Genomic DNA, 25,450 nt, shown 5'->3' with positions numbered 1-25,450 from the left:
AGCCTTGACGACATGTTCAGGGCTAAATCATCGATAGATACACAAAAACAGGTAAAACAAATGAAAAAAATGATCGCTTTGACCATTGGACTGTCTATGACACTTTCAACTCAGGCGCATATGCTTTGGCTGGAACGTGGTACAGATATGCAGACTCATGCTTTCTTTGGTGAATATAGTGAACAGCTTAAAGAAACGCAGCAAGGTGCCCTGAAGTCTTTCAATCAGGCAAAGGCCGTTCAGTCTAGAAAGACCTTTAGTCCTCAAATGCAACAGGATCATTTGCTCTATGCGACCCAAGGCCAGACAGATGTCCAGCTCAGTCATGAATTGATCTATGGAGAATCATTGCTGAGCTATCATGCCAAATCCGGTAGACAAAACTTGAAAGCAGAGTCAGAACTGGATATTGTCCCGACCCAAATCAACAGCAATACATTTACGGTACTGTATCAGGGTAAACCTGCTGCTGATGTTGAAATCACAGTCTTTTCCCCGCAATTCTGGCTAAAGAAATACACCACCAACAGCCAAGGCCAAATTACCATTGCTACGCCATGGAAAGGTCAATATGTCATTGAAGTCGGCAAAGAAGCAGACAAGGCAGGAAAGTTGAATCAGCAGGCCTATAAAAAACAGTATCTGGTAACGACTTTAAGTTTTGTTCATTAAATTTTTTAGATTTTCATCAGTATAGATTTATTCAAGGCCAAATATGATGTCTGTAGTGCAGCCACTTGCCATTCTCTATCGCTTAGGCATGACCTTTGGTATTGGCTACTTGTGCAGTTATTTAATCGCACTCGATTTGGCTTACTTTTTACAAGCTTATTTGCCTAAAGCTGAGTCTGTCTATTTGGCCGCCTTTACTGCCCTGATTTTTTATGTCTGTTTTGTGATTGGAATCTTCTGTATCCAAAGCTTAAAAAAGCTTTCTATCTATAGCCTGATTCCTTTACTTATTTTATTTCTCTTCTCCCGCTTCATAGGTTAAACCATGCATAAATCTGTCCGTCAATCCATGGCATGGTTACATTCATGGTTAGGTTTAAGCTTTGGCTGGTTACTCTTCGCCATTTTTTTAACAGGCACCGTCACCTATTACCGACATGAGATCAGTATATGGATGCAGCCTGAATTTGCCTCGATACAAGTCAATCAGGAAACTGCCTTAAAATCTGCTTACAGCTATTTACAGCAGCATGCACCGGACGCCCAAAACTGGTATATCGGAGTCGCCAATCAAGACTCACCTGTGAATAAAGTCTACTGGCAAAAAGCAGATGGCGGCTATGAAGTTAAAACCCTGGATGCCTCAACAGGCAAAGAGTTAAAACTCTCAGCCACACAAGGGGGAGATTTTTTCTATAATTTTCATTTTCAGCTCTATGGTATGCCCTACACGATTGGTCGCCTCATTGTGACGATTGCTGCCTTTATCATGTTACTGACTCTGATTTCAGGAATTATTACCCATAAAAAAATCCTGACAGACTTTTTTACCTTAAGAGCCTTTAAAGGGCAACGCTCCTATCTGGATTTTCATAATGTCAGTTCAGTGATTGCCCTGCCGTTCTTTTTGACCATGACATTTACCGGGCTGGCGATTTTCTTTTATATTGTGTTGCCTTCCGGCATGAAAAAACTGTATCCGGACAATCCCTTTCAGTATTTTGAAGAAATTCGCACAGTCAATATATTGGCCAACTCTACGGTTCCGGTGAAAACCGAGATGCTGCCAATTCAACATTTCATCACCACGGCGCAGCAACATTGGGGACAGACAGAATTTGACAATATCACGGTCAAGTACCCCAACACCCAGCTGGCACGTATGACCTTAACTCAGCTCAAAGATCATTCCATTACCCGAAATCAGGCACAGCTCATCTTAAATGCTGCTACCGGAAAATTGCTTGAAAATACCCGAAATGAAAGTGCAATTGCTACACTAAATGCCAGCATGTATGGTTTACATATGGCACGTTTTGCCGAGCCTGTTTTACGTTTAGGATTGTTTTTCTCTGGCATATTAGGCTGCGCAATGATTGCATCCGGACTGCTGCTGTGGAGCCTGAAACGACAGATGCAGAAAAAATCAGCGCGGTTTCATATCGGACACTATTTGGTTAACCGGTTGAATATCACCATAATTATTGGCTTGCCGCTTGCCATGCTGGGTTATCTCTATGCGAATCGTTTTATCAGTGTTCCTGAAGGTGCACCAAATTATGAGATTTATAGCTTTTTCAGTATCTGGCTTGGCAGCTTTATCCTGGCATGTGTAACCCCACAGCAACATATATGGAGAATGCAGCTTAAAATTCTGATTTGTGCTGCCTTCATACTTCCTCTTATTGATATTTATTATTTAGTCTCCCTGCAATATATTGATTCTTTTGCGACTTATTGGCCGTTTCTGCATATTGATCTGATGTTGTGGGCCTTGGCACTTCTCGCCCTATTTTTACACCAGAAAATTACGCCCATTCAGCAAAAGGCGATGCATAAAATTCAGGCCAAACTAAAATCTGCACAGCAGGAGTCTTCCACATGATATGGATCGCAATTATGGGGCTTTTATGGCTAAGCTGTTTTTTCTTTCATGCGGTGAGTGAAAAGCAGATCGTAAAAACCCGAAAATCTCGATATGCTTTTTTAACGAACTTCTCTACCCATGCTAAATTCGCTGCTGGTAGTTTTTTACTCCTCTCGATGTTTTTATTACGTACCCAGTTTAGCTCCAGTATTAGCTTTGTGGCTTTATGGGTATTGCTAAGCCCTGTACTTTTTATCTTTATTTTTAAAATAAACAATTTGATAGGAAGATTATAGAATCCAGATCTTAGCTATAAACTAGCAAAAACAATATTTATTGATCATCAAGGATGAATCTATTATGCTTCTACACATTAAATTATAAAAATATCTTAAGATTATAAAAGAATTAAATCAGATCAAGTTTTGTAGGCCTTTAAAATAATAAAGGCTTAACTTTAACTGTAAATTACGCAATCTTAGTAAAAATATGGGTAGATAAAAACCATACCTATACTTAATTTTAAAAATATAGTCATTATTTTCATGAATTCACTTAAAATAATACCTACTGATCAATAATTATATTAATTCATGGAGGATAAACACAATCTAGCCCAATTCATTTCTGATATTGTTCACCATATAATAATCGTGGTGCAATAACATTAGGGTAGCTTAAGCTTATGTATCAACGAGTAATCATCAGAACCTGAAATTTTCCCATAGGGTCGTGATTTGTTGATCACCCAAGGTTCCCAGGTAGCTTTTTGTGTCAAAAAACATTGTCTTTTTATCTTTGTCTGAATATTTGGGCCACCCCGGGTTGCCATATTTAGCAAATCCGACCCAGGCATCATTCATACTGTCAGACAAAGACTGCGGCGGATTAATACCGACAAAATTCTCCGCTTCTTTTGTATGAATTGTTCCGAACGTAAACGGTACATCTACAAAATGAGCAGCGCCCAGAAAGCCATTGTAAGCTGGAGATCGCCAGGAAAAGTGATAAAACCACGTGTTTTGATTACGACTCATAATTTGTGCTATATGCAGTGCTGGCATCCTGAACGTGTAGTCCGACATGATCTGGGCATAAACGTCCCCCGGGTTCTCCGCGCTGATACTGTTTTTTATATAAGCCTGAAATACATCTGCAGGGAGACCCAGCGCATGAATAACCATGTTCACATCATGAGTCGTGATTTTTTTTAATCCGCTATCAGGCATCAAATATAACCTGTACTCACTGTCAGTACTCCCCACAATAACAGGGACTCGGTTGCCGTCATTCATCGCCAGATCTTCCATTGGGCTTCTAACGATAATTTTAGAGTCCGCAACTGGCAAAAATGTCGTGCCTCCAAGAGAAAGCCTTCCCCATTGGGTAGCATCTTTAATCTGCTCCCCAACTTTCAGGACATTCTGAACCAGATCGTCAAAAGGTACTTTAGTCACAGCTTCGGGATCGGCAGGAATCTCAAGATTGTCGGCAAATTGCCGGGTGATTCGGGTTGCATCGGCTGGGCTAAGCCACTGCATCGGAGGGCTCTGAATAATCGCTTGCTGGTAAAGTCCTTTGGTCTCTGGATTGCCTAAAATGATGGCAACACTGCCTGCACCCGCAGATTGTCCAAAGAGCGTCACCCTGTCTGGGTCACCTCCGAAGTTCGCGATATTATGCTGAACCCATTTAAGTGCTGCGATCTGGTCTGCGATACCACGGTTGTCAGGACGTTGAGCAAAATGCATAAACCCATCCACACCCACCCTATAGTTTACCGTAACGACCATTACCCCTTTTTTAGCAAACACGCTTCCGTCATATACAGACTCCGTGGCATCTTCCCTGATCCACGCCCCTCCAGGGATCCAGATCATGACGGGTAACTTTCCTTCAGTATTGCCAGGCCGCCATATATTGAGAGTTAAATCGCCAGCTCGCCCCACCATCCGTTGCGTAGGACTTCTTCCCGGCTGTGGCACGGGCCAGTCAGATACGGTCGCTTTTATCCCTTGCCAGGGCTGCATGGGCTGGGGGTTCTGAAATCGTCGTTCAGGGGTAAAAGGGTTAGCCACATAGGGAATTCCTTTATAAACGCTAATGCCCTCATCGGTGCAGTAACCCTGTACCTTACCCGCCTCAGTATCGACAACGGGGGCTAGTACATTGCAGTGTAAAAACTCCATTCGTATTCCTCCTGGATTCTGCCCCGCATAATTTAGGTTCAGTAGGATAAAACAATACAATAGGGCTAAAAGCCAAAGAGATTTTTTTTGTTAAAGATAATGAGCCTTCAGTAAATTATCTAAAAATAGCTACTTGAAATAACCCGATATATCATTTTAATCTTAAATTGATGGCTGTATTAGAGGGTCAACTGATACTTTACTCAGGAAGGCTGGCGAAACGGCGTAAAAGCTGTGCTTTCACTTTAAGATGCGCCGTTCCTCTTCAGTTTCTTTGAGCTGACTTTTAAGGCGTAGGATTTCTTTCTTTGCTTCGAGCAGTTCATGTGCATCAGGTTTATTACGTAAAGGCAGTACGGCCTTTAACCATTTATAAATGCTGTGCTGGGATACACCTAAACGTTCTGCGGCACCAGTGACAGAATATCCTTGTTCACTGATCAAGTTTACAGCTTCATCTTTAAATTCTAGGGGTATCTTGTTGTCCACTCATAAGGTTCTCTCTTAGGCAAAAGAAAATATTTGCCTAGGAGAATGGTGGCAGTCCAGCAGCACATTGAATTGCTCATGCGCTGCTGGCAGAGGTGCATCTGAGTTCTGTGGTTAACTCCATCCACGGACACTGTAAAGACACCTTATATTATTTCTGTGCTCCCTTCTCTGGGGCAAATTTAAATGGTTTGGCCACACGGTAGTGCTTGTGGTTGCGTTTCCTGAGAATATGTTTTCCTGGTCGACTCCAAGCTCAAGCTTCATCACCTTTCCAGTTTCCTTCGAGAAGTCAATCTGGTTGAGATCGGTCCAGAAGATATTCGGTGACATTGCGGAATCAAAGAAATAGAGGCGCTGCTTATGATCGAACACTGTGCGCCAACGGGTGGTCGCAATTTCCGATTTGCCCGGAGTTGAGAGGCCGAACGGTACAGAAATATTACGGATGATGCCAAAGACACTGGAGCGAAGCTGTTCCGGCTTGGCATTCGGTGGAATTGCCTTCACGTAGTAAGAGGCGCGAGCGAAACGGTCGACGGCCCGGCTTGTCCCAGGCAACATTGCCGTTCCACCGACTTCTGACCAGTAAGATGCCAGAGCAAGTTGCTCGTCGTATGTAGGAGAATTGGTCATTACCTGATACTGGCGACCATGGTGGATAACTTGCTTGCCGTTGATATACTCGATGATGGCGCTATCGCCGCTTGAGTCAGACAATGACAGGTGAACAGTCGCTTTGAATTGGGTGCCAGGCATCGCATTGGTCACGATCGTAAACGGCTGCTTCTCAAAAGCGGCCACCGCTTCAGCAACAGTTGCAAAGTTGTCAAGGGCATACTGCGCCCAAGCTGCAATCGTCAATCCAGGCGCATCATTTACCTTAAAGGCAGGATACTTTGACTCATCCAGCCAAAGCACATTCGCAACTAGACCCGCTTCGTTCGCCCCGTCACTGGTTGAATTATCGTAGGTAGCCGCCACTACTGATCCATATTTCGATGTCCAGCGAATGGAATTCGGTCCCAATTCGCCATTCCGCTCCATACCCCTAGGAAAAATATAGAGATCGGTTGAGATTGGTTGCTCCCAGTCCATCGAGCGGGCTGTAAAAATATTACTGTCTTGACCTAGATAAACGAAGCGAGAACAAGCATTCGCGGTAGGAATAACGCTTCCGAATACGGCACAGCATGTCAACATACATGCGGCTAATCGTTTTAGTGAGGCTCGGCGCATTGAGATTTCCTCCAACTAGTACACATATATATCGGCAACAGCAGAGATGATCATGTCAAGCCCGCTCCTGAGCTTGCCGGTTGCTTTGCGTTCCGCCATCAGTCGCAAGATGAGGCCCGAATTGTCGTTGAACGACAGGATACGACCCGCAAACAGCACCAGCGGCCTTTCCAGTCTAGAGAATCACTAACCGAGTATGTCGCGCTCCATGATCACTTCCACATGTTTGCAAAAATTTAGCCAAAGGTGTGTGCCGTTGTCAATGAACGCTTAGTCAGTGGCAACATATGGCATCGATGCCAATCAGGTGATACACTTTATTCGACTTTTCTCTATTTAAAGGCAGGAAGCGGCACTCAGTGCCCTGAACTGCAGCCACTCTTCCTGCCACTTCAATAGATGGCGAATGGACAATTTTTTTAGTATTGAACGGAAGGCCACGGAATTTAATCAGGAATGGCTATAATGCTTCAAGTATGCCCATATGATCCATCACAAGCTAGTTGCTGAAACACTGCCCCGCAATTTTCGGATGCTGAAATCATCGGCAATATCCTGATCTCGAGCATTCTCTTTGCAGGGATTTCTACACGCAATACCCTGAATACCTATGCCAAATGCACAGCTCATCAGAGATTTTATGCAGACTTCATAAATCCACTCTTGTGATCTTAATCAATCTTGTAAGCATATTACCCAACCCCTAAATAACAATAATTATCATTTAAATTATCAAAATAAAATATTTTTACGTGTCAACAACGGCATATATTTTTAAAATATTCCAAGCTATCTATTACTTTCTGATGAGGAGTAATTCATGATTGTTGTGACTAATCGTATTTGCGTAAAAAAAGGCATGGGCAAAAAAATGGCCCCAATGTTTACCAAAGAAGGCCCTCTTCAAAGCTTTGATGGTTTTTAAAAAGTTGAAGTTTTAGTCTCAGAACAAGAGGATCATGATGAGATGAAATGAGTGTCAATATGTATTGGCAGTCACAGGAACAATTTGAGGTATGGCGCCAATCAGATGCCTTTAAACAAGCCCATCATCGCCCTGAAAATGGTGGCCTTACTGCTGAAATTAATCCGGTGATAAGCTCTCAGTTAATCATCTCGCAGGTAGCTTCAACCGCGACTAAAAGTAAATTATTTTAAGTAACACTAATAGCGGATAAGAAATTGACTTGAAACATAGGAGGGCTAGAGCCATCAGCTGAGTTACCACACCAAACTCACAACTCTAGTCCTGATGTTTAATAGTAACGAATTATTTTGCATAATTGATGATTTATTTCTTAAATTTGAAGCGACTTATTGGAAATTTCTCAAACAAAGTCGTCATTCTGTAAGAATTCGAACGGCACAAAAGAAAAAAACTAAATACGTCTATATATGTCATAATCAAACCATACAAAACATATGAAAGGTTACAATGTTCCACACAGTCTCTTTATTAACTATAGAACAAATTTATAACTTTTTAAAAGAATCTCCAAATTTTCAGAATAGTACTCAATTTGAAAGGTTGAAGGGGTTTTTCTTTGAACTTCATGACCATAAAATCGGTGAATTTAAAGCACATCAACCATTAAATTTTACATTAAATTTCAATAAATCCTGGCTAGTAGTAGATGCTGTAGCTGCACCAAATTTTAATCATAAACAATTATTTTTGAAATGGTTATGTATACGATTTAATATTCCAGTTTAAATTAAAAGGACTAATTTTGCATAATACAAAATTAGTCCTTTTAATGAGGCTAAGCTAGCCTTAACTTTTAAAGTACACTTGAAAAATATACTAGCTTAAACTTCGTACTATCTATGCAATTTTGAAAATTTTCCCACTTACAGTACTCTGAAAAAACATTTCAAAACTAGGTCGAATATTTTCCCCATCAACAGTGATATGTTTTATATTCGAATGAGAGCGAGTACTGGCAAACTGATGATCCACAGTCGCTTGAATAGTGTGTTTAACCCCAAACTGATCTTTAACATTAATACTCTGTTTAAGCATGTATATACCTTCCATAAAATTACAGTAGACACTATTTAAATAAATATCTGATTTTTAGTGTTTTTATCTAAACAACTCTATGATCTAGTTTAAACAACTGATTTAAAGAAGTATAAAATGTACGGCCATCTAAATTTAAATCAACCTCCATCCCCGATGAAAGAAGAACTCTTTTACCCACTTCGATTGTTTTTAACCCCTGACGTGTACTTTGCATTTTATTTAGAGGAGTTAATGAAACAATAATTTCGGTACCATTTTTAGCTTTTGCAATTAAATAATTTATTTTTAACAACTTGAATCCTGTTTTTCTGAAAATTTTCCAATTTTGGAAATAACTTTAAAATTTAATTTTAAATTATAAAAAAAGCACTCATGAGTGCTTTTTATTACTGCTTACTACTGCTTAAATAGCAACAATATTTACAGCATTCGGTCCTTTTTGACCTTGGGCTACGCTGAATTCAACCATTTGGCCTTCCATTAAGGTTTTGAAACCTGAACTTGCGATTTCGCTAAAATGAGCAAAAACGTCTGGACCTGACTCTTGTTGAATGAAACCAAAACCTTTAGTTTCGTTGAACCACTTTACAGTACCTTTAACAACATTTGAGTTTGACATAATATATCCTACTAATTTTTAATAATTTTGAGTCATTTTATTGACTAGGTATAACTTTGAAAATAATAAAGAAGCGACTTAAAATCTGAAAAAACGAAGGATTATGACTAAAACTGCGATACTTAAAGAAGATCTACCGAAACAAGACTTTTTTCTAGTTAAGTTAACTATACACTAAAAATATAAATAATCAAGTTTTTTAATATATATATTTATTTTTCTAATAAAAAACCCTATATTTTATAAAAAATAAAATAAAATCAAATTTATATGGTAAATGTAACAATATAATGTAATATGCTAGTCTAGCAAGTTTGATAAGTAATGAATGCGATTATATAGTTCTGTAATAACAATATTAATGTTTTTAATTTCGGGAATGATGATTTTTTCCCATATGCAAATCATATATCAACCACCAAATTTTACCGCTTTAAATATTGCCAATTAGCAATATTTAATTAAAAAACCGCCTGTTAGGCGGTTTTTTAATTTTTGAAGAAATAATAAATGTCTTTATTTAACATAAAACCTCTTATATGTAACCCAAGCTAATTTTGGGATTTTTCTTGACTAAGTAAAAATTTGGACATTAAACGTGTTGCCCAAGAAGTCGTTTTAAACATTCCCTCATAAAAACCACAATGGCTCCCCCTTCTTGTAGTCACTACAAGGATATTTGGCATCTTCATAATGGCTTGTTTATAAGGTTCCAAATTTTTAATATGACAAACAGGATCATCTTCTGCATTTAAAATCATTAGGGGGATTTTAATATTTTCAAAAACATAAATTGGGTTAGAGGCTTTGACATAGCTTTCATACTCAGAAAATCCAGCCATTTTAAAGTATGTTTTCTCAAATTCGGCTAAAGTTTTGACATGCAAGATTTCCTCCCATTGCGGTATTTTCTGCCATATTTCTTGATGGGGCAAAACAAATTTTCGTATGAGTTTCTTAGTCATGATTTTACTATAAACAGGATGAACATTTTTAAATCCTAGTTCAGTGTTATAACCTGGACAAAGGGCAAATGCAGCCTTAATTGGTGTTTTTTCAGCCTCTTCACCTAAGTACCGTATTAATAATCCTGTTCCAGCAGAAGAGCCTACTGCATATAAATCAGAATTTGGAAATTTTTCTCAACCGATGTCATTATGAGCGTAAGACGATTCAACCGATGTCATTTTTCAATAAATGATTTTTTAGGTTCAAGATCCATCACAAGATTGTTATTCTCAAATAGAAATGTTCTTTTTGGATATTTCTATTTAGAGCTTACACCTTATCTTCGCATAAAAGATTTTATGCCAAATAAGTGAGGTTTATATATCAAAATCATATCAATGACACTAAGTTATTGCAGTGGTATGTTGTTATTGATAAATCTTTTTATGGGAAAAAAATGAAAAAAAATGTAGGAATTATATTTGGGGGGAAATCAACAGAACATGAAGTATCCCTTCAATCTGCAAGAAATATTGTTGATGCTATAGATAAAGAAAAATTTGATGTGACACTGATAGGAATAGATAAAGATGGAATTTGGCACCTTAATGAAAGTACTCAATTTCTATTAAACTCAGATGATCCAAACCTTATAGCCTTACATCCATCTGGAAGAAATTTAGCTTTTATTCCTGGAAAAAGTGAAAAACAAGTTATTGAATTTCAAAATAAAGCTATATCACAGTTAGATGTAATTTTTCCTATTGTTCATGGAACACTTGGAGAAGATGGTTCATTGCAAGGGCTATTAAAAATGGTAAATTTGCCATTTGTAGGCTCTCAAGTATTAAGTTCTGCTATATGTATGGATAAAGATGTATCAAAGAGATTATTACGAGATGCAGGATTAAACGTTACACCATATATAAAATTAACCAAACGAAATAGAATAAATATAGATTTTGAAGTTGCTTGCTCCAAGTTAGGTTTACCATTATTCGTGAAGCCTGCTAATCAAGGATCATCAGTTGGTGTTAGTAAAGTAAATACTATAGAAGAGTTTGAAATAGCTCTGGATACAGCATTCAACTATGATCATAAGGTATTAATTGAAAAAGGTATTAATGGTAGAGAAATAGAATGTGCTGTTATTGGAAATTACAAACCTATCGCTAGTGTCTGTGGTGAGATCGAGTTATCAGATAGTTTCTATTCTTATGAAACAAAATACATTAATGAAAAAGGCGCAAAGGTAACAATACCAGCCAATATATCAACTGAATTAAGTAAAAAAATTCAAGATATAGCTATCAGTGCATATGAAATTCTGGAATGTACAGGACTTGCAAGAATTGATGTTTTTTTAACAAAAGATGAAACTGTATTTATTAATGAAATAAACACTTTACCGGGTTTCACGAATATAAGTATGTTCCCTAAGTTATGGGAAGAAAGTGGATTGAGCTATTCAGACTTGATCACTTGTTTAATCGAATTGGCTATAGAGCATCATCGAGAACAGGAAAAAATTCAAAATACAGTATTTTAGCTAAAATCAACATAATACATGTTATATGAAATGCTTTATTTTATCTTCTATAAATCATATGCTTAACTTGAGTCTTTTCAGGGTTCAGCACACTGGAACGGCTCTTTATTGATTTTTTATGTTTTCTACCTATTCTTTGAGCAATGTTCCACAATTACGATAAGGTATTTTAATTACTTAACTCTTTTGATAATCCTTTTAAAAATTACAACCTATCAAAATCTAGAAAATATAAATTTTCTAAAAAAGTCGGTGTTATAAAAAACCTGTCCTTTACTGAGAATTTTTTTATGACAATTTATGTTTCATTCAATGACATTCTATGCGTCGCAGATGACAAACCTTGAGTCGTGTGATGTTTTTTAAGCCTGTCATCAATTAACCCAGTTCATTGTTGCAGCAAGCTAAATTGCCGAAAAAAGTTTTAAGCTAATACATTTTGTTTGCTGCCTTAACGTAGTTCTGAAATGCGCCTTAAGTCATTGCAATGATTTCACTGTGCTGATGGCCCATTACTACCAGAAACTGAAATGAATCAAACTAGGTTGGTCATCTTTCTTTTTAGGCTTTTCATATTTAAAACAAGCCTGATTGATCAGATGCACTGCCTTAAGCAGCTCTTTAAAAGCTTGCTCATCAGCAGCTAGCTCTACCAGTGATTCATTATCCAGCTCAGTGATGCATGACATCGTTGAAATGACCTGCACATCATGAGCTTTAAATAGCCCTGTCAAAATCTCATCTGAATGATTTTAGTCTTTAATAAAGTTGTTCAATACTTCAGCATGCATTACCTAGGTATCAAAATCTTTCATCTGGATCTAGCGCACTTCAATGCCATTAATTTTGATGCTTCGATTTGTTGCTAGGAAAAAAGTCATTCATGATTGGGTTCCGGGTATTAAAAAACCACCTGAAGAGGGTTTTCTTTTAATGAAAGACTCTCAATATGAATTCTAATTTTTTTCAACTTTAACTTTGTGTACGAGTCGATGCCCCGTATAAGATTCATGACCTACAGCAATAATATCAATAACGCCCTCGCTCTCTAAATTTAACAATAGATGATAAATTTCCTGCATGTCATTTAGTTCGAAATTACTACCAATCCACTTAATAGCACCAGATTTCATATTTTCTATTTCTTGTTGGATTTTATTGTAATCAACCATAGCCTGGCTCTTATTATCATTTGCGGTTAATTTATATCCGAGGATATATATTTTCAAGCAAGAGTTCTTAACTTTTCGTTAATCAAGTCAACAAAAAGAATCATCTGATAATTGCGCTTACATAAGCCTGTAGCGCCATAACTAAAAGCTTGATCATCTTACATATAGGGACATAGCCAATACACGGCTGGCTGAGTCTCACCTCTACACTGAAATTAAGTCTTAGAAACGTAGAGGACATTCAAATGAAAAAGTTGTCGCAAGTTCTATTACTAACTTTGTTCGGATTTACTGGAACAATAGCTATCGCAGATGAATCCGTACCTCTAGAGGCTACCGCCGCGGCCGAAGCGCAACAAATTGCTTTAGAATATGGAGATGGACAAGGACAAAAATCTGATTCTTCTGATGAATAAACTGAAGCCCTCAAATGAGGGCTTGTTTCAACACTTGAAGATATTTTAGTACTTCCAATTTAATCCTTGTCCCATTTCATAAATAATGAGGATCAAGGAAAATATCATGAGCGCAATCACGATGGCTTCCGCTTTAGTAGGCACGCTGAATTCTCCAACTATCCAACATACATATGTTAAACAAACTAAACAGTTAATAATACAACAGTTACAAAAATTTTATTGAATGGTAAAAAATAGGGATTGGAGTTAGCTCATTTTTTAAGTTATCCGCTTCAGTGGCAATGGCTTTTGCCAGTCTTAGTTTCTTTGTGACAACCCTCCTTATCAGTTCGTCCGCCATGAGAAAAAGCTGTAGTTGCAAAGCAAGAGACTTAACAATATAACTTTTTTCATACTTGCTCCTTTTATGGTACGAATACTGAGTTTTAGCCTTTTTTGTACAAATTTCAATCATTAAAAACCACCTCAGAGGGTGTTTAAAAATTACATCCATGCATCACATTTATTTGTATTCAGTAATACTAATCGGCTTGCCTTTAACCAATTCCACCACACCTTCGCCACGCTTAAAGTGAATAGACACACCCTTATCATTTGCTAAACGTACACCACTAGCTGCAACAGTTTGTTTTAAACGATGGACTTTACCAGAGTTATCCATCATCTCTGCTGTTTCAAAATTATCAGATGACTTAAGTTAAATGGTCAAATCCATGGGTCCAACAAAGTTTATAACTTGCGTTGCTACCACGGTGTTAACATTAGATGCCGATAAAGCAGATTCATGAGCAGGGTAAGAGTTACATCCTGTTAGTGCTAAAGCTAAAAGGAAGCTACCCACTAAATATTTCATTAAAGTTAGCCTTATAATCAAAAAAATACGAAACCGTATATATATATATATATATATATTAGTTATTTAAAATAACGAAAAAACCTTCACTTATATTTAAGTGACAAAAGATGCCATCAAGTGATGGAGCTTAATAATCACTTGTTCCAACTTGCCATACAAGCACTTTTCCAAGACAGTTCAAACTGCTTCTGTTCCGTTTGATTTTCTATAAGTACTAAATTCATCTCAAGAATAATAAAACGCTGGTAAGGAATATATTTATTGTCTTTATTCTTATAGCTAACTTCCCCACAATCTCCCACTTGATTGCGAAATTTAGATGAATCTGCATTAAGAATAAAGGTTCTAACCTGTTCTCTTGTTTCTCTCAGCTGTTTTTCATTTAATACCTCAGGATCTGCTTCAAGGTTTTTAAACTTTTGTTTGCTGCATCCTGCCAGTATTAATATGAATATCCAAATCCCTAGATTTTTCATAATTCCCTCCCGTAGATGGGCTAGAACTTTACATTAATTTTTTAATTATTTGAAACTGAAAAGTCACTTAATTAAAAACCTCCCGAAGGAGGTTCTTTTTTAAACTCTGGATTGAAAGCTATCAGAGAATCCAAATACAACGTTGCCCTATTTTACAAATTACATATATTAAGGTGAATACCATTAGTGCAATCACCATAAATTCTACTTTAGTTACCATGGTGAATCCTTCAAATTTTACGCATTTATATATTATAGAAATCAAATTTTCAATAAAAAATAATTATATATCAATTGATTAAAAAGGTAAAAATATTGTGGTTTATATAAAAAAGCCATTCTAAAAAAAGATTTAATTAAATATCTGTCCTAACATATAAAATACTAGGCATATAATCAATCATAATAATTTTTTCATACTCAATTTCTTATTCATTTTCTCGCTAATGAAGGGCTGAATATATAATACAAGCACAAAAAAAAGACGCTATTGCGCGGTGGAGTTCTTGTGCCTGTAGAGGGAATTACGCTGCCGGAATCGTCACAATATAACTATACTAGCGATGTGTTGGATCTGTTTCTTTACCTACATCAAATAAAGTCTGCCCTGAAATTTCATATTGCCCTAATTAGTTATGAATTAATGGAAGGGTTATTTCAGGAGACTTTTAATTCATTCTAAACGAAGAACTTTGCATTCTCCACTCTAATCACGAGGTCTGAAGCTGTATCAGCCATCAGCAAAGGACGCATTTAGTTGAACTATCTGCTCAACTTGATACGCTGCAACTTGTTGAAGTGTCGCAGCACCATACATTTTTTTCGCTACGGCAGCAGATGAAGTCCAAGTGAATGCAAGGAACTCTTCATTGTCGAGAAGCAGCTCGACAATATGATCGTGATCCGGATTATGCAGCTGACCGCCCCACATAAGCCAGTTTTTAACTGGCTTATGTTGATGTCATTAACTTCAAAGCACTGAAGCGATAACCTATTTCTTCCGCATGTTCATAATGATCAATACGCCATGCTTTTGTAGCTAACCTGCCTTTACGTCTGCCGGACCATGGATCGCCAGCAATTTCTATAAATATTGATATTCAATAACATACAAATCAAAATGCCAGTGTTTGGCACTTTTGAAATGAAAATACTCTTCATATTTGATTTCCATCCGATCAAGGCCCTCTTTCAATCGATTGAAGACTTCTAAGTATTTTCTACTAGCTTTAGGTAGTGGCCTATTACAAGGTTTATTTTTAACTGGACCTTTGGCAGTCAAGCCTTTATAGAGTTTTGGATCCATAATTTGCGCTCATTAAAAAAACCTCCCGAAGGAGGTCTTATACATTATTGCTCTTTTCAGTTTTTAACCACAGAATGCCTTCAGGATTGTTTGAGTTTGTGGATCAGCAATAACCGTGACTCGTCCTGGATGATAATCTTTAGTTATAGGCTGACCAGGTGCAACAAGTCTTACAACCTCAGCATTTGTTTTTGATTTGATATCAGCTTCACTTGATAATGTCGTACGTGCTAATTTTGCTGCACTTTCAGGCACGCATTTCTTCATCATTTCTGGTTTGTGAACCACTTCAGTTTCGGGAGTACCGGCACAAGCAGTCAAGGCTACTGCAGCAAGAATAAGTGACAAATTATAAATAATTTTCATAAGCTTCTATCTTTAACATATAAAAGCAGGATGATACCCAAGTCGGCTTGGGCAAGCCTAGCCATATCAACAATGTTAATACACTTCTTTAAATATTTAAATTTAAAAAAAACCTACTTAACTCTCCCAAATTAAGCAGGTACATGTCCATTCATCTATCTTTTTTGTTCTTTTTATGAACAAACATCCTAACAAATAAATTATCTACCCAAATAGAATTATTTAACTTCTTTAGACGAATTGCTAATTATTTAATTTCCTTCAAACATTCAGACTTTCTTTCTTATAGAATTACATTGAACAACACCTAAGTTGTACCAGCATTTAGGTTTCAGCCTGAAGCCCCCATGATCTAATAAATTTTTAAGATCAATTTACTTTTTTGGTGGTATGAAGCTTTTTAAGATTTATAAGGTGAAGTTTTTATGAATTTCATTAAAAAAATTTTTTTAAGTGTGGCGAGTATATTTATAATTGCTTGCTCACCTATAGAAAAAGATCATGGAATTATAAGCGTAAATAATAAAACTGATAAGACGGTTTATAACGTTAATTTCAAATACACACATTCAAAAAGAATAGATTTTATAGGTGACTTGGAGCCAAATGCTTCGTACCAATATGAAATACATTATTCTGATACGGAAGACTCAATAAGTATTAATTATACGGATAAGGATAAGAAAAATTATTCTGAGTCGGTAGTAGCATATTCTGCAAAATATGATAAAGAAAATATTATATAATCATAGCCATTCGCTTTGCATCACGCATTAAGCATATTTCTCAAACTCTTTGATCATTCTTTTAATTGGGCAATTTTCCGATCCACCATGATCATTTCAATCACATGACATTAATCCGCATGGTAGTGCTTGCCATTTAGTGATTTCGGTTTCGTACTTCTCAATGTTATGTTTTGCTTCTATTGTGTCCATTTTCACTACCAATAAGAAAAGAAAAATCCCTTAACCTCTAAAATGCAAGGGATTTTGTTTGCCATAATAGGCTCATATATACAGAAAATGTGACGCTATTAAAATTGTATCAGCTTAATATTCCACGGCAATCACAAATGTGTTCTCGCCCTCTAAATAAGTTTCAAAATTAAAAGCATGTTTGCGGAAATATTCACCCAATTCTAAAATATCGTCCTTATCAATAGCATGTAAAGGTACTTTCAAAAGAATTGGATTTTCCTTTCGCTTAGCAATAGCCTGATGAAGCTTAATAAACAATTCTTCGTATGTTAGGGTTATGTTATTAGTCATTTTGGTCACCAGTGATTACCAAAAATACAATTATAACTGAGAAGCAAAATACCTAATGTAAGAATAATTTTATACTTTCAAGTAGCATCTATTTCCTTCAAGCAATCCCGGTATTCTTTCTTGCCATTCCTGTTCTCAGTCACACCGTCTAGGCCGAATAAACAGTATATGAATTGGAGCATGTTTTTCCTGATAAAAAAAGCCCACTCATGGAAAGGTGAAGTGGGCTTATAAACTAAGGACCATTGAGGGTCACGAAGAAACTACAGCAGTTTCTACCGGTTATTTTCTACACTAATCATATATTTTCCAGTGGCAAAACATACCAACAATAATAATTAAATCATATTGTTGTATAGTTTTAATCTATGATTAATATTTAAAAATCCCTCTTCGCGGGGATAGATGCTACTCACAATCACACCCACCTAACATGCACAGTCTGCTTTAATTGCTTTCAATCCTTTGTAGGGCGGGCTGCCAAACCCTGATCTAGATCCCAAGAAGGTAAGTTTACTCGAAGACTTGTTCCACTGATCAGTACTCCAGCAGGAATAGATTTTCTTTTTATGGACAACAAAAAAGCCCATCTTTCGACGAGCTTTTATTTTATTCTTATAAAAATTAGCTATTGGGATATTCTAAACTTTTCAGACAGTTTTTCCAGACTCTCTAATCTTTCTTGCTTTGAAAGACTATACATGTGGAAACACAATAAGAATATAAGTGCTAATAATACTCCGCCTAAAATCACAACCCTTTGGCTGGTCATAAGGATTCTTCTTGATTTAAACTTAAGTCTTAGTATGACACCCATTTGTTTTAAACAAAATAACAAAAAAGCTCAATCTGTGATCGAGCTTATGTGTAGACATAAGGAATAAATTATCAATTAGAGATATAACATACATCTAATTTTCCTTTATTCTGCTTATAGCAGGTCCAGTCACCTTTGGCTTGGTTAGCGACAATATTTTTAGTTTTATAGTTTCGAAAATACTTTTTGGCTTCACGCACATCTTCAGGAATAGTTCCAAGATGAGGCGCGCATTTCCCACCACAAGCTACAGACTGTTCGATAAGGTATTCTTGCTTATTAAATTGTAAATCGATGTATGACACCCCCACATCTCCGCCTGAGAGAATCATACAAGTATAAGATTGTTTCGCCCCATCCACAAAGAAACACTCACCTTCTTTGGTCGGATTTTGATAAGCAAACGCAAAGCTAGACAACCCTAATAATCCAATAGCAATAATACCCTTCATAATTTAAATCCATTTGTTAGTAAATACATAAAAAAACACCCACAAACTAGAAGTTTGCAGGTATTGAAATTCTTTAAATTTTTGATCAAGCCATAATACGACCATTATAGAAAAATCATACTTGAATCAGAAAAATATTACTAGCTTTAGCCATCACTTTGCTCAAACCAAGTGGTTTGACGTATGCAACATCAGGAGCCAAGCCAAGGTCAACTTCACGTGTTTCAAATTTCTTAAGAAGGCATCGTTTGTAGTCGCTTCACATTTGAAAGAACCTTGGTGTTGTGCTAAATTTGATCGCATATTCATTGGTTCCATGATTAATGAATCGAACAAGCCTGATCTAGACCATCAGGCTTGTTCTTTTTGTGTGAATTTATGCATTTGTTTGCTTAAAGCTAAATCTGCTGCTTTCCCGTTCTTAATAATTGGTTTAGACGGCTGTCTTTGATGAGCAATTCTTTTTCCAAAGCTTCTTAGGAATTTTACCCTTATCGTAGGATTAGGCGATTACTGCAAATGCGGTGTTCCAGATTACTTACATAGTTCTGTAAATATTTAATTTAGTTATTAATTTAAGTATGTTTTAATCCCTATTTTTGTAAATCAGAGATCACTGTCTACCATTGATCCATAAGAGCCTCCGATATTATAAAAACAACCAAACCGATATTTATTTGTATCACAATTCCGATATCAGTAATCAAGGAAATATGCATGGTATAAGCGAGGTAACCGAGGAATGGTTACTCTTAGCAGAAGATGAATGCTCAAACTGCTTTTTTCTAAAGATTCAAGGCTTGAGTAATTTCCCTGATTTTATGGAAGGTGATTACATCGTTGTTGATCCAAATGCTTATTACGCAGAGATATAGTCTGGTGACATTATTGTAGTTCGTCGCGGTGATGATATTACTTTCAAAACATTAGTTATCGAGACAAATTGAAAAAGATATCTCCAGCCTCTAAATCAAGAACTTAAGCCAAATATTAATGAGTTAGACGACCAATGTATATTTGTAGCTCAGGTGATTGACTGGCGCACGCATGTTTATCGAGCGGGAACAAGAGTTAGAGGGAATTAACAAAAGCCAACATATTCATCGTTGTCTAAATTGATAAAATCGCCGTTTGCTACAGAAAATTTAAGATTGTTAAGGATTGAAGTGAATATTCAAAATGATTTATCAGAATTAAGTAATTACAGTGAGTTAAGTAGTAAAGAGCAACTAACTATCCATCAAACGCTTATTTCGTACGTCCGCTCAGATCACCTCTATAATATTATCTTGACCCATAATGTTGAACCTTACGACTTGGTAAAACTTGTGAGTATTAGTTTTGAGAATAGAGATGCTGCTATCTGGGTTCATTTTGAAACTATTACAGCTGAGAGACTAACCATGCCTCTCGATTTTATTTCAAGAATAGAAGTATGTAATTACGAAGTTTTTTAAATTAGAATTGAGACACCTAACCCACCCTAGCAGTGGGTTTTATCTTAAATAAGATCCAAGACAAAATAGAAATACACCTGGTAACATATATAAGAAGCCAGCAGCTTGTGCATCCATATAATTCTTGACCTTTTTATGTAAAATATGTGGTCCAAAAATAATGTACTCTCTTATAAGAGATATAGTCATAAACACAAGGAACTTTATATTTTTTTCTTACTGGCTGTGATAATTCTTCAAAATTAAATTATGAAATGAAATCATTAGACAAAGATATCAGGTGGTCGTTTAATCTAATATAAAACTCATAGGGGCTAATAAAACAGTTAATAATTACTTAGAAAAGCTTGAAAACCCACATACTCTCATTAGTGAAGAACTCAAATCTTATGTGAAGCTTATACCAAAAAATTTAAAGGAAACTATCTATCAGTTCTTATAAGATTGTCCCCCAATGCACACAATGAAGATAAACTGTTGAATGATTTAAATAAATCACCAAATAAATATAAATTTTATTTTAATATAAAGGGTTAGATAATTTTCCTCTCGACTTTACAATTTCCTTTCCTTATTAATAATAACGATACATATTGAAGGTTTCTTTAGGCCTATAATTTTGAAAATTTTTTGGTAGCTTCGCTTCATTATGACTTTTTATATATTTTTAATCCTTATGAATATCGCAGCCATAATGGCAGTGATTGCATTTTTTCATAAGTAATAAGAAAACTACATCTTGGTATTCTTCTTCGCTGGTTAATTTTAAATTTCATTATAAAAATACATTTCTTTAAGCATTATTTTTGGTATAAATTTCACACATTTCTATATAATACCTATTTTGACTCCCTTTTATAAGAATTATTCATATGTTGTGTATTTCACATATATATTCTTACTATTGCAGTAGGTTCACTTCATGAATAATATTAACTTTAAGAACTTTGAAGAAGCTGGCCAAGCCATTTTAAAATTCTTATCTCAACGATTTGGCTTTAAATTATGGATGATTACTCGTACAGAGGGTGATGACTGGATCGTGTTACTAAGTGAAGATAATGGTTATAACGTTAAGCCTGGACAAGTATTTCATTGGGCAGACTCATTCTGCTCACACATGGTGCAAAGCAATGCGCCCCGTATTGCTCCCTATTCACCAGATATTCAAGTTTACGCAGACGCACCTATAAATCACCTAGTCCCAATTAAAGCCTATATCGGCCAACCTCTGTATAAAGAAGATGGCTCTCTTTTTGGTACTTTATGTGCAATTGATCCCGAACCTCAACCTAAAATTCTTGTTGAAGATGCTCCATTATTCGAGCTGATAGCAAAGGTACTCAGTTATACGATTCAAGCCGATATAAAAGCTGCTGAGTACATACGTAAAGCTGAGCGTTTTGAAATGGAAGCAATGTCCGACCCAATGACTGGACTTTTCAACCGTCGTGCCTGGGATGAGCTGATTATCAAAGAGGAAGAGCGCTGTAAGCGCTATGGGCATCCTACTGCTATTCTTATGATAGACCTTAATGATCTTAAGATCACAAATGATACTCTGGGTCATGCTGCAGGTGATGAGCTCATTCAAAGAATGGCTTTAGCTCTCAAAAATACGGTACGTAGTAATGATATTATCGCTCGCTTAGGGGGTGATGAGTTTGCTGTGATGACTATTGAAACTAACTTAGAGCATGCTAAAAAGCTTGCATCAAGAATTCAAAATACTTTTGCAAAAGTTGGAATTAGTGCTGCAATTGGTCTTGCAATGCGTAATCCAACCTTTGGGTTAGCTGAAGCTATCAAAGAAGCAGATGCAAAGATGTATCAGAATAAAGTTATGGTCAAATCAAGTAGCCATTAATTAAACTACTTGCACGATGTATTCTTTGTATCTGTTAAGGTCCTATCTACAATCTGAAGATATGCAATTGAAATAGTCACATGCACTTCACACAATCTGATACGCGATTTTGCCCAAATATTTTTATCTCTGGTCAAAAAACTTATGATTTTCCCATCTCAAAACTTCATAATTATTGCTTTTTAAAACACTTTATATCTTTATATTTTATAATCTAATTATTTGTTTACTTTAAAAAAATAATACCTATAATCCCATCTGCTCATTACGAGAAGCAGACATGATGAAAAGAAAAATTCTCCAAATTCTATTAGTACCCTTTCTCTATACGAGCTGTTATAGAACTTCGTCGGAAGATGACCCGAAATCTATAGTGACAAATATAGAGAGATCAAAAAATCTCTTGGCTCTTTCAGCTCACTCGGGAATTTGTCACCATGTTGGTACGGTCTAAAATCAGCATCGATCAGATCTACTCAGACAGACTGCTGATGTTGTTCAACCAGTATCTCAGCAAGAGTTTTTTTATGATTTGAACTGCCGTATAACCAAAACAGAGCAAACATGAATGGTGGGTAATTCTGTTTACCTTCATTTATCACGCGCTTTAGTTGAAGCAAACTTTAAACATAAAAATATTTATAAAGGGGCAGCTTAATGATTGAAATGAGCACAATTGCAGTACCCAACTTCATCATTGACGAGCTGCACAAGGACAAGGCTTTTAATCTGGCACCGAACTAACAACAAGCCGATGTTTCTTTTGGGTAGTAGAAGAATTTCAAGGTAATTTTAGGCTATCTATTTCCTATAAATTAGGCATAACAACCGTTCCAGTTGATAATGAAAATGCCAATGCAATTTACCCATATGCTTTCAAGCTATATTGCGAAGCATGACCGATCTGGAGTCTTACAGAGCTTAAAGGAGGTGTCTTAAATGGATATTTTTCAAATTACTGTACAAAGTGAAGCACCTCAATTATTTATAGGATCTGAGATTGGCGGTGCAAAGATCATATCGATTAAGGATGTAAGCCCAAAACTGGTATCAGCAGCTGAATTGGCTCAGCACTATGGCATTAGTGTAGATGCTGTACGTGATCGCTGTGCAGAGATTAACAAAGGCACTCGAGGCAAATGTCTTTACGACCCAGAGCAGGCAAATTTGATTTTGACTGCTAAGCCAGTGGCTAAGCGTGGGCGTGCTAGGAAGAATTAGTGACTATGAAATATAAAAAATGGCTTTAAGCTACTGTTTTTGCTTAAAACCCTTATAACTTAATGTTTAGAATCTTGGTAGGTATATCCACTACCAATTACCATTATAATATTTTTATTTTCAACTACTTATTGCAGTGAAATTTTTCAGTGATACAAGTTGTGATACAAGAAAATTTATAGTTTTAATTGTATCTTTTTGTTTCACTTATTAGTAAGTCAAAATCCTTTTTACCGCTCACACGCCACTATAACTATATAATATGGATGATCGTAATGCTCGATATTTCATAATAGATTATTTATACAGGTTAAGCGCAGAATATTCCACTTAACTCACTCGACTCCATTTAAATAATAAAGATTTTCAACGCACTTGATTCATAAAGTCTAAAAATTTCAGAAATCACCTATTATTGAGATCTAAAAAACTAAAGTAAAAAACTTGACGTAAACCAGTGTATAAATATTGCATAAGTATAGCTAATGGACGCATAATCAAAAAGATACCACCCACCCCTCACACAATACAAAACTCTGAGACGTCCTGATATCACTATGTTAGAGCCTAAATTTAAGCTAATACCACTTAAAAATTATCCTCATCCTTACCAAGTAAAAAAAGTCTCTTACATGGAAACGGGTGATCCAAGATTCACCTATGCTGTAATTAGCTTAGTACCAACCAACAATAATATTAAAAATACAGAATATTTCATTCGTGTTCTTATGATGAATGAACTGCTTAAATCTGATGCTGAATTTAATATTGTATCAGGCTTATTCACAAGCTTCATACATCCTGATGTTTCTGTGGCTATCAAAGGTAAACTGAGTCCAGTACAGGATTCAAATTTATATGAAGTGTTAGCCCAAACTGCTATGGATACATTTGCTCAAGAATATAGCTATGAGTCTATCATTGAAAACCAAGATATGGCTCGTCTGTTCGGCTTCTTAATTTCGTCCATGATTGGTATTGAATTTAATCCCAATCCTGTTAAGTCTGAGGTAGCTGTCGCTTCTGAACTTTTAAAAAATCTTGATGATATTGTCTATGTTTATAAAAACTATGTAGCTCTCAACCTTAATGCTGAACTTAGAGGTGAGATAAATTATCAATTCTGGTCAGCTCTTACAATGATGACACGCAGTAATGCTTTGGTATATGCAGATAGTTCGAAAGGTTATGATTTTTCAAGCTTGGCTAATAAGAAGGCTGATTTAACCCCTAAAAATCTTAAAAAAGCGATTGAAACCAACTTACCCTACTTTAACAAAGCACATATTCAACGTGAAATTCGAGATTTAGTTGCTCATGCTGATTTTGATTTATCAAATAAGAAGATCACCTGCAAAGATATGATTATGCCTTCCTCACAAGGTGGTAAAGTGAATATGCAAAAATTTATGAAATATAAGAGTGCCCTTGCGATTCTATACCGTGCATATCTTGTTTTTATAAAACAGATTAATGATAAAAAGGAGATCAAAAAATTAAATACAGTGTTGGACGAGTCTGTATATCGACTTTCTAACTCACCTCAAAACACTCTCACTATAAAAATACTTAAAGACCTGTTTACTATAGAGAAAAAGCCTTTAAATGTTCATGGCAATAATGATGTAGACATTATACTCAGTGAAGAAATATCCAATATTATCAAGAATCTGGCTCTTGTTTCATGATTAAATAATGGGCCTCTTGTGAAAGTATGTTTTTACCTAATTTTTGAATCAGCTAAAACCTTATAAAATATAGCTTGCGGCTGTTTAAATTTTGACTAATGCAAGAAGTCTATTTATCATGCTTTTATAATGGGAATCAGATATTAGAGATATTACTTGAACTGTTAACCTTAAGCATATAAGTAAATTTTATAAGCCCATTTATTTCAATCTAGCAGAAAAATTGATTACAGCTCCTAACATTTTAGAAGCTGTTTTTATTAATTTTTTAGGGCTTCAATATAATACTTTAATTAGAGACAATATTTATGAGGGAAACTCCAAGAAATTAATGAGATGAAATAGTATTTAATTTTAGACTCTTTACAATCAATATTCCATAATTTTCTACATTCATCGTAAGCGTCCGCTGAGCCCCACTTTTTCTAACTCATTAATACCGCGATAGTGTCCACTAAAATTTAAGTGGACACCTATTTATGGA

The 25,450-nt window shown here is 36.0% G+C and carries 24 protein-coding genes and 7 pseudogenes; 14 read left to right on the top strand and 17 right to left on the bottom strand.

Features of this window, described 5'->3' with window-relative positions; all coding sequences use genetic code 11:
* Positions 1–60 precede the first annotated feature (60 nt).
* From AY607_RS03190 to AY607_RS15365, 4 genes are read left to right on the top strand one after another with little or no spacing between them, the layout of a single operon-like run.
* Entirely contained in the window at positions 61–672 is a 612-nt protein-coding gene (locus AY607_RS03190; protein ID WP_064101757.1) for a DUF4198 domain-containing protein, read from the top strand.
* Between the two features lie 43 nt (positions 673–715).
* A complete protein-coding gene (locus AY607_RS03185) occupies positions 716–994 on the top strand; it encodes a hypothetical protein (RefSeq protein WP_064101756.1) in 279 nt (92 codons plus the stop codon).
* A gap of 3 nt (positions 995–997) precedes the next feature.
* On the top strand, positions 998–2,557 hold the full coding sequence (locus AY607_RS03180) for a PepSY-associated TM helix domain-containing protein (protein ID WP_064101755.1): 1,560 nt from the start codon (positions 998–1,000) through the stop codon (positions 2,555–2,557).
* On the top strand, positions 2,554–2,835 hold the full coding sequence (locus AY607_RS15365; RefSeq protein WP_064101754.1) for a hypothetical protein: 282 nt from the start codon (positions 2,554–2,556) through the stop codon (positions 2,833–2,835). The genes AY607_RS03180 and AY607_RS15365 overlap by 4 nt, the downstream gene beginning before the upstream one ends.
* Before the next feature lie 408 nt (positions 2,836–3,243).
* On the opposite strand, the gene AY607_RS03170 is transcribed toward AY607_RS15365, so the two are convergent.
* From AY607_RS03170 to AY607_RS03160, 3 genes and pseudogenes are all read right to left on the bottom strand, one after another.
* On the bottom strand, positions 3,244–4,728 hold the full coding sequence (locus AY607_RS03170; protein WP_064101753.1) for a carboxylesterase/lipase family protein: 1,485 nt from the start codon (positions 4,726–4,728) through the stop codon (positions 3,244–3,246).
* Positions 4,729–4,971: 243 nt separating this feature from the next.
* Positions 4,972–5,217 (bottom strand): annotated as a pseudogene (locus tag AY607_RS03165) (transposase); the annotation flags it as partial.
* A gap of 151 nt (positions 5,218–5,368) precedes the next feature.
* Positions 5,369–6,420, bottom strand: a pseudogene (locus tag AY607_RS03160) (linear amide C-N hydrolase).
* Positions 6,421–7,440: 1,020 nt separating this feature from the next.
* Here AY607_RS03160 and AY607_RS15295 point away from each other — a divergent pair.
* Both AY607_RS15295 and AY607_RS14955 read left to right on the top strand, forming a co-directional pair.
* Positions 7,441–7,614 carry a hypothetical protein gene (locus tag AY607_RS15295; RefSeq protein ID WP_205630793.1) on the top strand — a complete coding sequence of 58 codons (174 nt, stop codon included), beginning with the start codon at positions 7,441–7,443 and terminating at the stop codon, positions 7,612–7,614.
* A gap of 94 nt (positions 7,615–7,708) precedes the next feature.
* Positions 7,709–7,852: pseudogene (locus AY607_RS14955) on the top strand (IS982 family transposase); the annotation flags it as partial.
* A gap of 429 nt (positions 7,853–8,281) precedes the next feature.
* On the opposite strand, the gene AY607_RS03145 reads toward AY607_RS14955, so the two are convergent.
* From AY607_RS03145 to AY607_RS03130, 4 genes and pseudogenes are all read right to left on the bottom strand, one after another.
* Positions 8,282–8,479 (bottom strand): hypothetical protein, encoded by a 198-nt coding sequence (locus tag AY607_RS03145; protein WP_064095820.1) that lies wholly within the window; start codon positions 8,477–8,479, stop codon positions 8,282–8,284.
* Positions 8,480–8,546: 67 nt separating this feature from the next.
* The gene (locus tag AY607_RS03140) at positions 8,547–8,774 is read right to left on the bottom strand and encodes a hypothetical protein (RefSeq protein WP_005168316.1); all 228 of its coding nucleotides are present in this window, start codon (positions 8,772–8,774) and stop codon (positions 8,547–8,549) included.
* Positions 8,775–8,885: 111 nt separating this feature from the next.
* The gene (locus AY607_RS03135; protein WP_005237341.1) at positions 8,886–9,101 is read right to left on the bottom strand and encodes a cold-shock protein; all 216 of its coding nucleotides are present in this window, start codon (positions 9,099–9,101) and stop codon (positions 8,886–8,888) included.
* A gap of 551 nt (positions 9,102–9,652) precedes the next feature.
* Positions 9,653–10,237: pseudogene (locus tag AY607_RS03130) on the bottom strand (alpha/beta hydrolase); the annotation flags it as partial.
* A 269-nt stretch (positions 10,238–10,506) separates the two neighbouring features.
* Here AY607_RS03130 and ddlA point away from each other — a divergent pair.
* Complete coding sequence (ddlA, locus tag AY607_RS03125; protein ID WP_064101784.1) at positions 10,507–11,598, top strand: D-alanine--D-alanine ligase; 1,092 nt, start codon at positions 10,507–10,509, stop codon at positions 11,596–11,598.
* 515 nt (positions 11,599–12,113) lie between these two features.
* Here the strand turns inward: ddlA and AY607_RS15185 are convergent.
* Positions 12,114–12,287 (bottom strand): hypothetical protein, encoded by a 174-nt coding sequence (locus AY607_RS15185; RefSeq protein WP_155857660.1) that lies wholly within the window; start codon positions 12,285–12,287, stop codon positions 12,114–12,116.
* 267 nt (positions 12,288–12,554) lie between these two features.
* The gene (locus AY607_RS03115) at positions 12,555–12,827 is read right to left on the bottom strand and encodes a hypothetical protein (protein WP_064095448.1); all 273 of its coding nucleotides are present in this window, start codon (positions 12,825–12,827) and stop codon (positions 12,555–12,557) included.
* 188 nt (positions 12,828–13,015) lie between these two features.
* Here AY607_RS03115 and AY607_RS15015 point away from each other — a divergent pair, with 188 nt between their 5' ends.
* Positions 13,016–13,186: a hypothetical protein gene (locus AY607_RS15015; RefSeq protein ID WP_171255268.1), complete on the top strand. Its 171-nt coding sequence runs from the start codon at positions 13,016–13,018 to the stop codon at positions 13,184–13,186.
* Positions 13,187–13,461: 275 nt separating this feature from the next.
* On the opposite strand, the pseudogene AY607_RS15290 reads toward AY607_RS15015, so the two are convergent.
* The 6 genes and pseudogenes from AY607_RS15290 to AY607_RS03085 form a co-directional block, all read right to left on the bottom strand.
* Positions 13,462–13,506, bottom strand: a pseudogene (locus tag AY607_RS15290) (hypothetical protein); the annotation flags it as partial.
* 185 nt (positions 13,507–13,691) lie between these two features.
* A pseudogene (locus AY607_RS15360) lies at positions 13,692–14,042 on the bottom strand (hypothetical protein).
* Positions 14,043–14,179: 137 nt separating this feature from the next.
* A complete protein-coding gene (locus AY607_RS03100; RefSeq protein ID WP_064101750.1) occupies positions 14,180–14,521 on the bottom strand; it encodes a hypothetical protein in 342 nt (113 codons plus the stop codon).
* Between the two features lie 730 nt (positions 14,522–15,251).
* Positions 15,252–15,452 (bottom strand): hypothetical protein, encoded by a 201-nt coding sequence (locus AY607_RS15180; protein ID WP_064101749.1) that lies wholly within the window; start codon positions 15,450–15,452, stop codon positions 15,252–15,254.
* Between the two features lie 153 nt (positions 15,453–15,605).
* On the bottom strand, positions 15,606–15,827 hold the full coding sequence (locus AY607_RS03090; protein ID WP_064101748.1) for a hypothetical protein: 222 nt from the start codon (positions 15,825–15,827) through the stop codon (positions 15,606–15,608).
* 63 nt (positions 15,828–15,890) lie between these two features.
* Complete coding sequence (locus AY607_RS03085) at positions 15,891–16,193, bottom strand: I78 family peptidase inhibitor (protein ID WP_064101747.1); 303 nt, start codon at positions 16,191–16,193, stop codon at positions 15,891–15,893.
* A gap of 425 nt (positions 16,194–16,618) precedes the next feature.
* Here AY607_RS03085 and AY607_RS03080 point away from each other — a divergent pair, with 425 nt between their 5' ends.
* Positions 16,619–16,939: a hypothetical protein gene (locus AY607_RS03080; RefSeq protein ID WP_064101746.1), complete on the top strand. Its 321-nt coding sequence runs from the start codon at positions 16,619–16,621 to the stop codon at positions 16,937–16,939.
* Positions 16,940–17,245: 306 nt separating this feature from the next.
* Here AY607_RS03080 and AY607_RS03075 read toward each other — a convergent pair whose 3' ends face one another.
* Together AY607_RS03075 and AY607_RS03065 are read right to left on the bottom strand one after the other, a co-directional pair.
* Positions 17,246–17,464 (bottom strand): hypothetical protein, encoded by a 219-nt coding sequence (locus AY607_RS03075; RefSeq protein ID WP_064101745.1) that lies wholly within the window; start codon positions 17,462–17,464, stop codon positions 17,246–17,248.
* Positions 17,465–18,352: 888 nt separating this feature from the next.
* On the bottom strand, positions 18,353–18,733 hold the full coding sequence (locus tag AY607_RS03065) for a hypothetical protein (protein WP_064101743.1): 381 nt from the start codon (positions 18,731–18,733) through the stop codon (positions 18,353–18,355).
* Between the two features lie 722 nt (positions 18,734–19,455).
* Here AY607_RS03065 and AY607_RS15175 point away from each other — a divergent pair.
* The 5 genes and pseudogenes from AY607_RS15175 to AY607_RS03045 all read left to right on the top strand — a co-directional run.
* Positions 19,456–19,818 (top strand): annotated as a pseudogene (locus AY607_RS15175) (S24 family peptidase); the annotation flags it as partial.
* A gap of 81 nt (positions 19,819–19,899) precedes the next feature.
* Positions 19,900–20,190: a hypothetical protein gene (locus AY607_RS03060; RefSeq protein ID WP_064095455.1), complete on the top strand. Its 291-nt coding sequence runs from the start codon at positions 19,900–19,902 to the stop codon at positions 20,188–20,190.
* 922 nt (positions 20,191–21,112) lie between these two features.
* Complete coding sequence (locus tag AY607_RS03055; protein WP_064095456.1) at positions 21,113–22,057, top strand: sensor domain-containing diguanylate cyclase; 945 nt, start codon at positions 21,113–21,115, stop codon at positions 22,055–22,057.
* 939 nt (positions 22,058–22,996) lie between these two features.
* Positions 22,997–23,278 carry a hypothetical protein gene (locus tag AY607_RS03050; RefSeq protein ID WP_064095457.1) on the top strand — a complete coding sequence of 94 codons (282 nt, stop codon included), beginning with the start codon at positions 22,997–22,999 and terminating at the stop codon, positions 23,276–23,278.
* Between the two features lie 557 nt (positions 23,279–23,835).
* Positions 23,836–24,966, top strand: coding sequence for a hypothetical protein (locus tag AY607_RS03045; protein ID WP_064101742.1), 1,131 nt, complete (start codon positions 23,836–23,838; stop codon positions 24,964–24,966).
* Positions 24,967–25,450: the final 484 nt, after the last annotated feature.

This window comes from Acinetobacter sp. SFA (genome assembly GCF_001647535.1).
In the GTDB taxonomy this organism is placed as follows: Bacteria; Pseudomonadota; Gammaproteobacteria; order Pseudomonadales; family Moraxellaceae; genus Acinetobacter; species Acinetobacter pecorum.
Note: the sequence above shows the minus strand (reverse complement) of the source record. Positions and strands in the feature narration are given on the sequence as shown.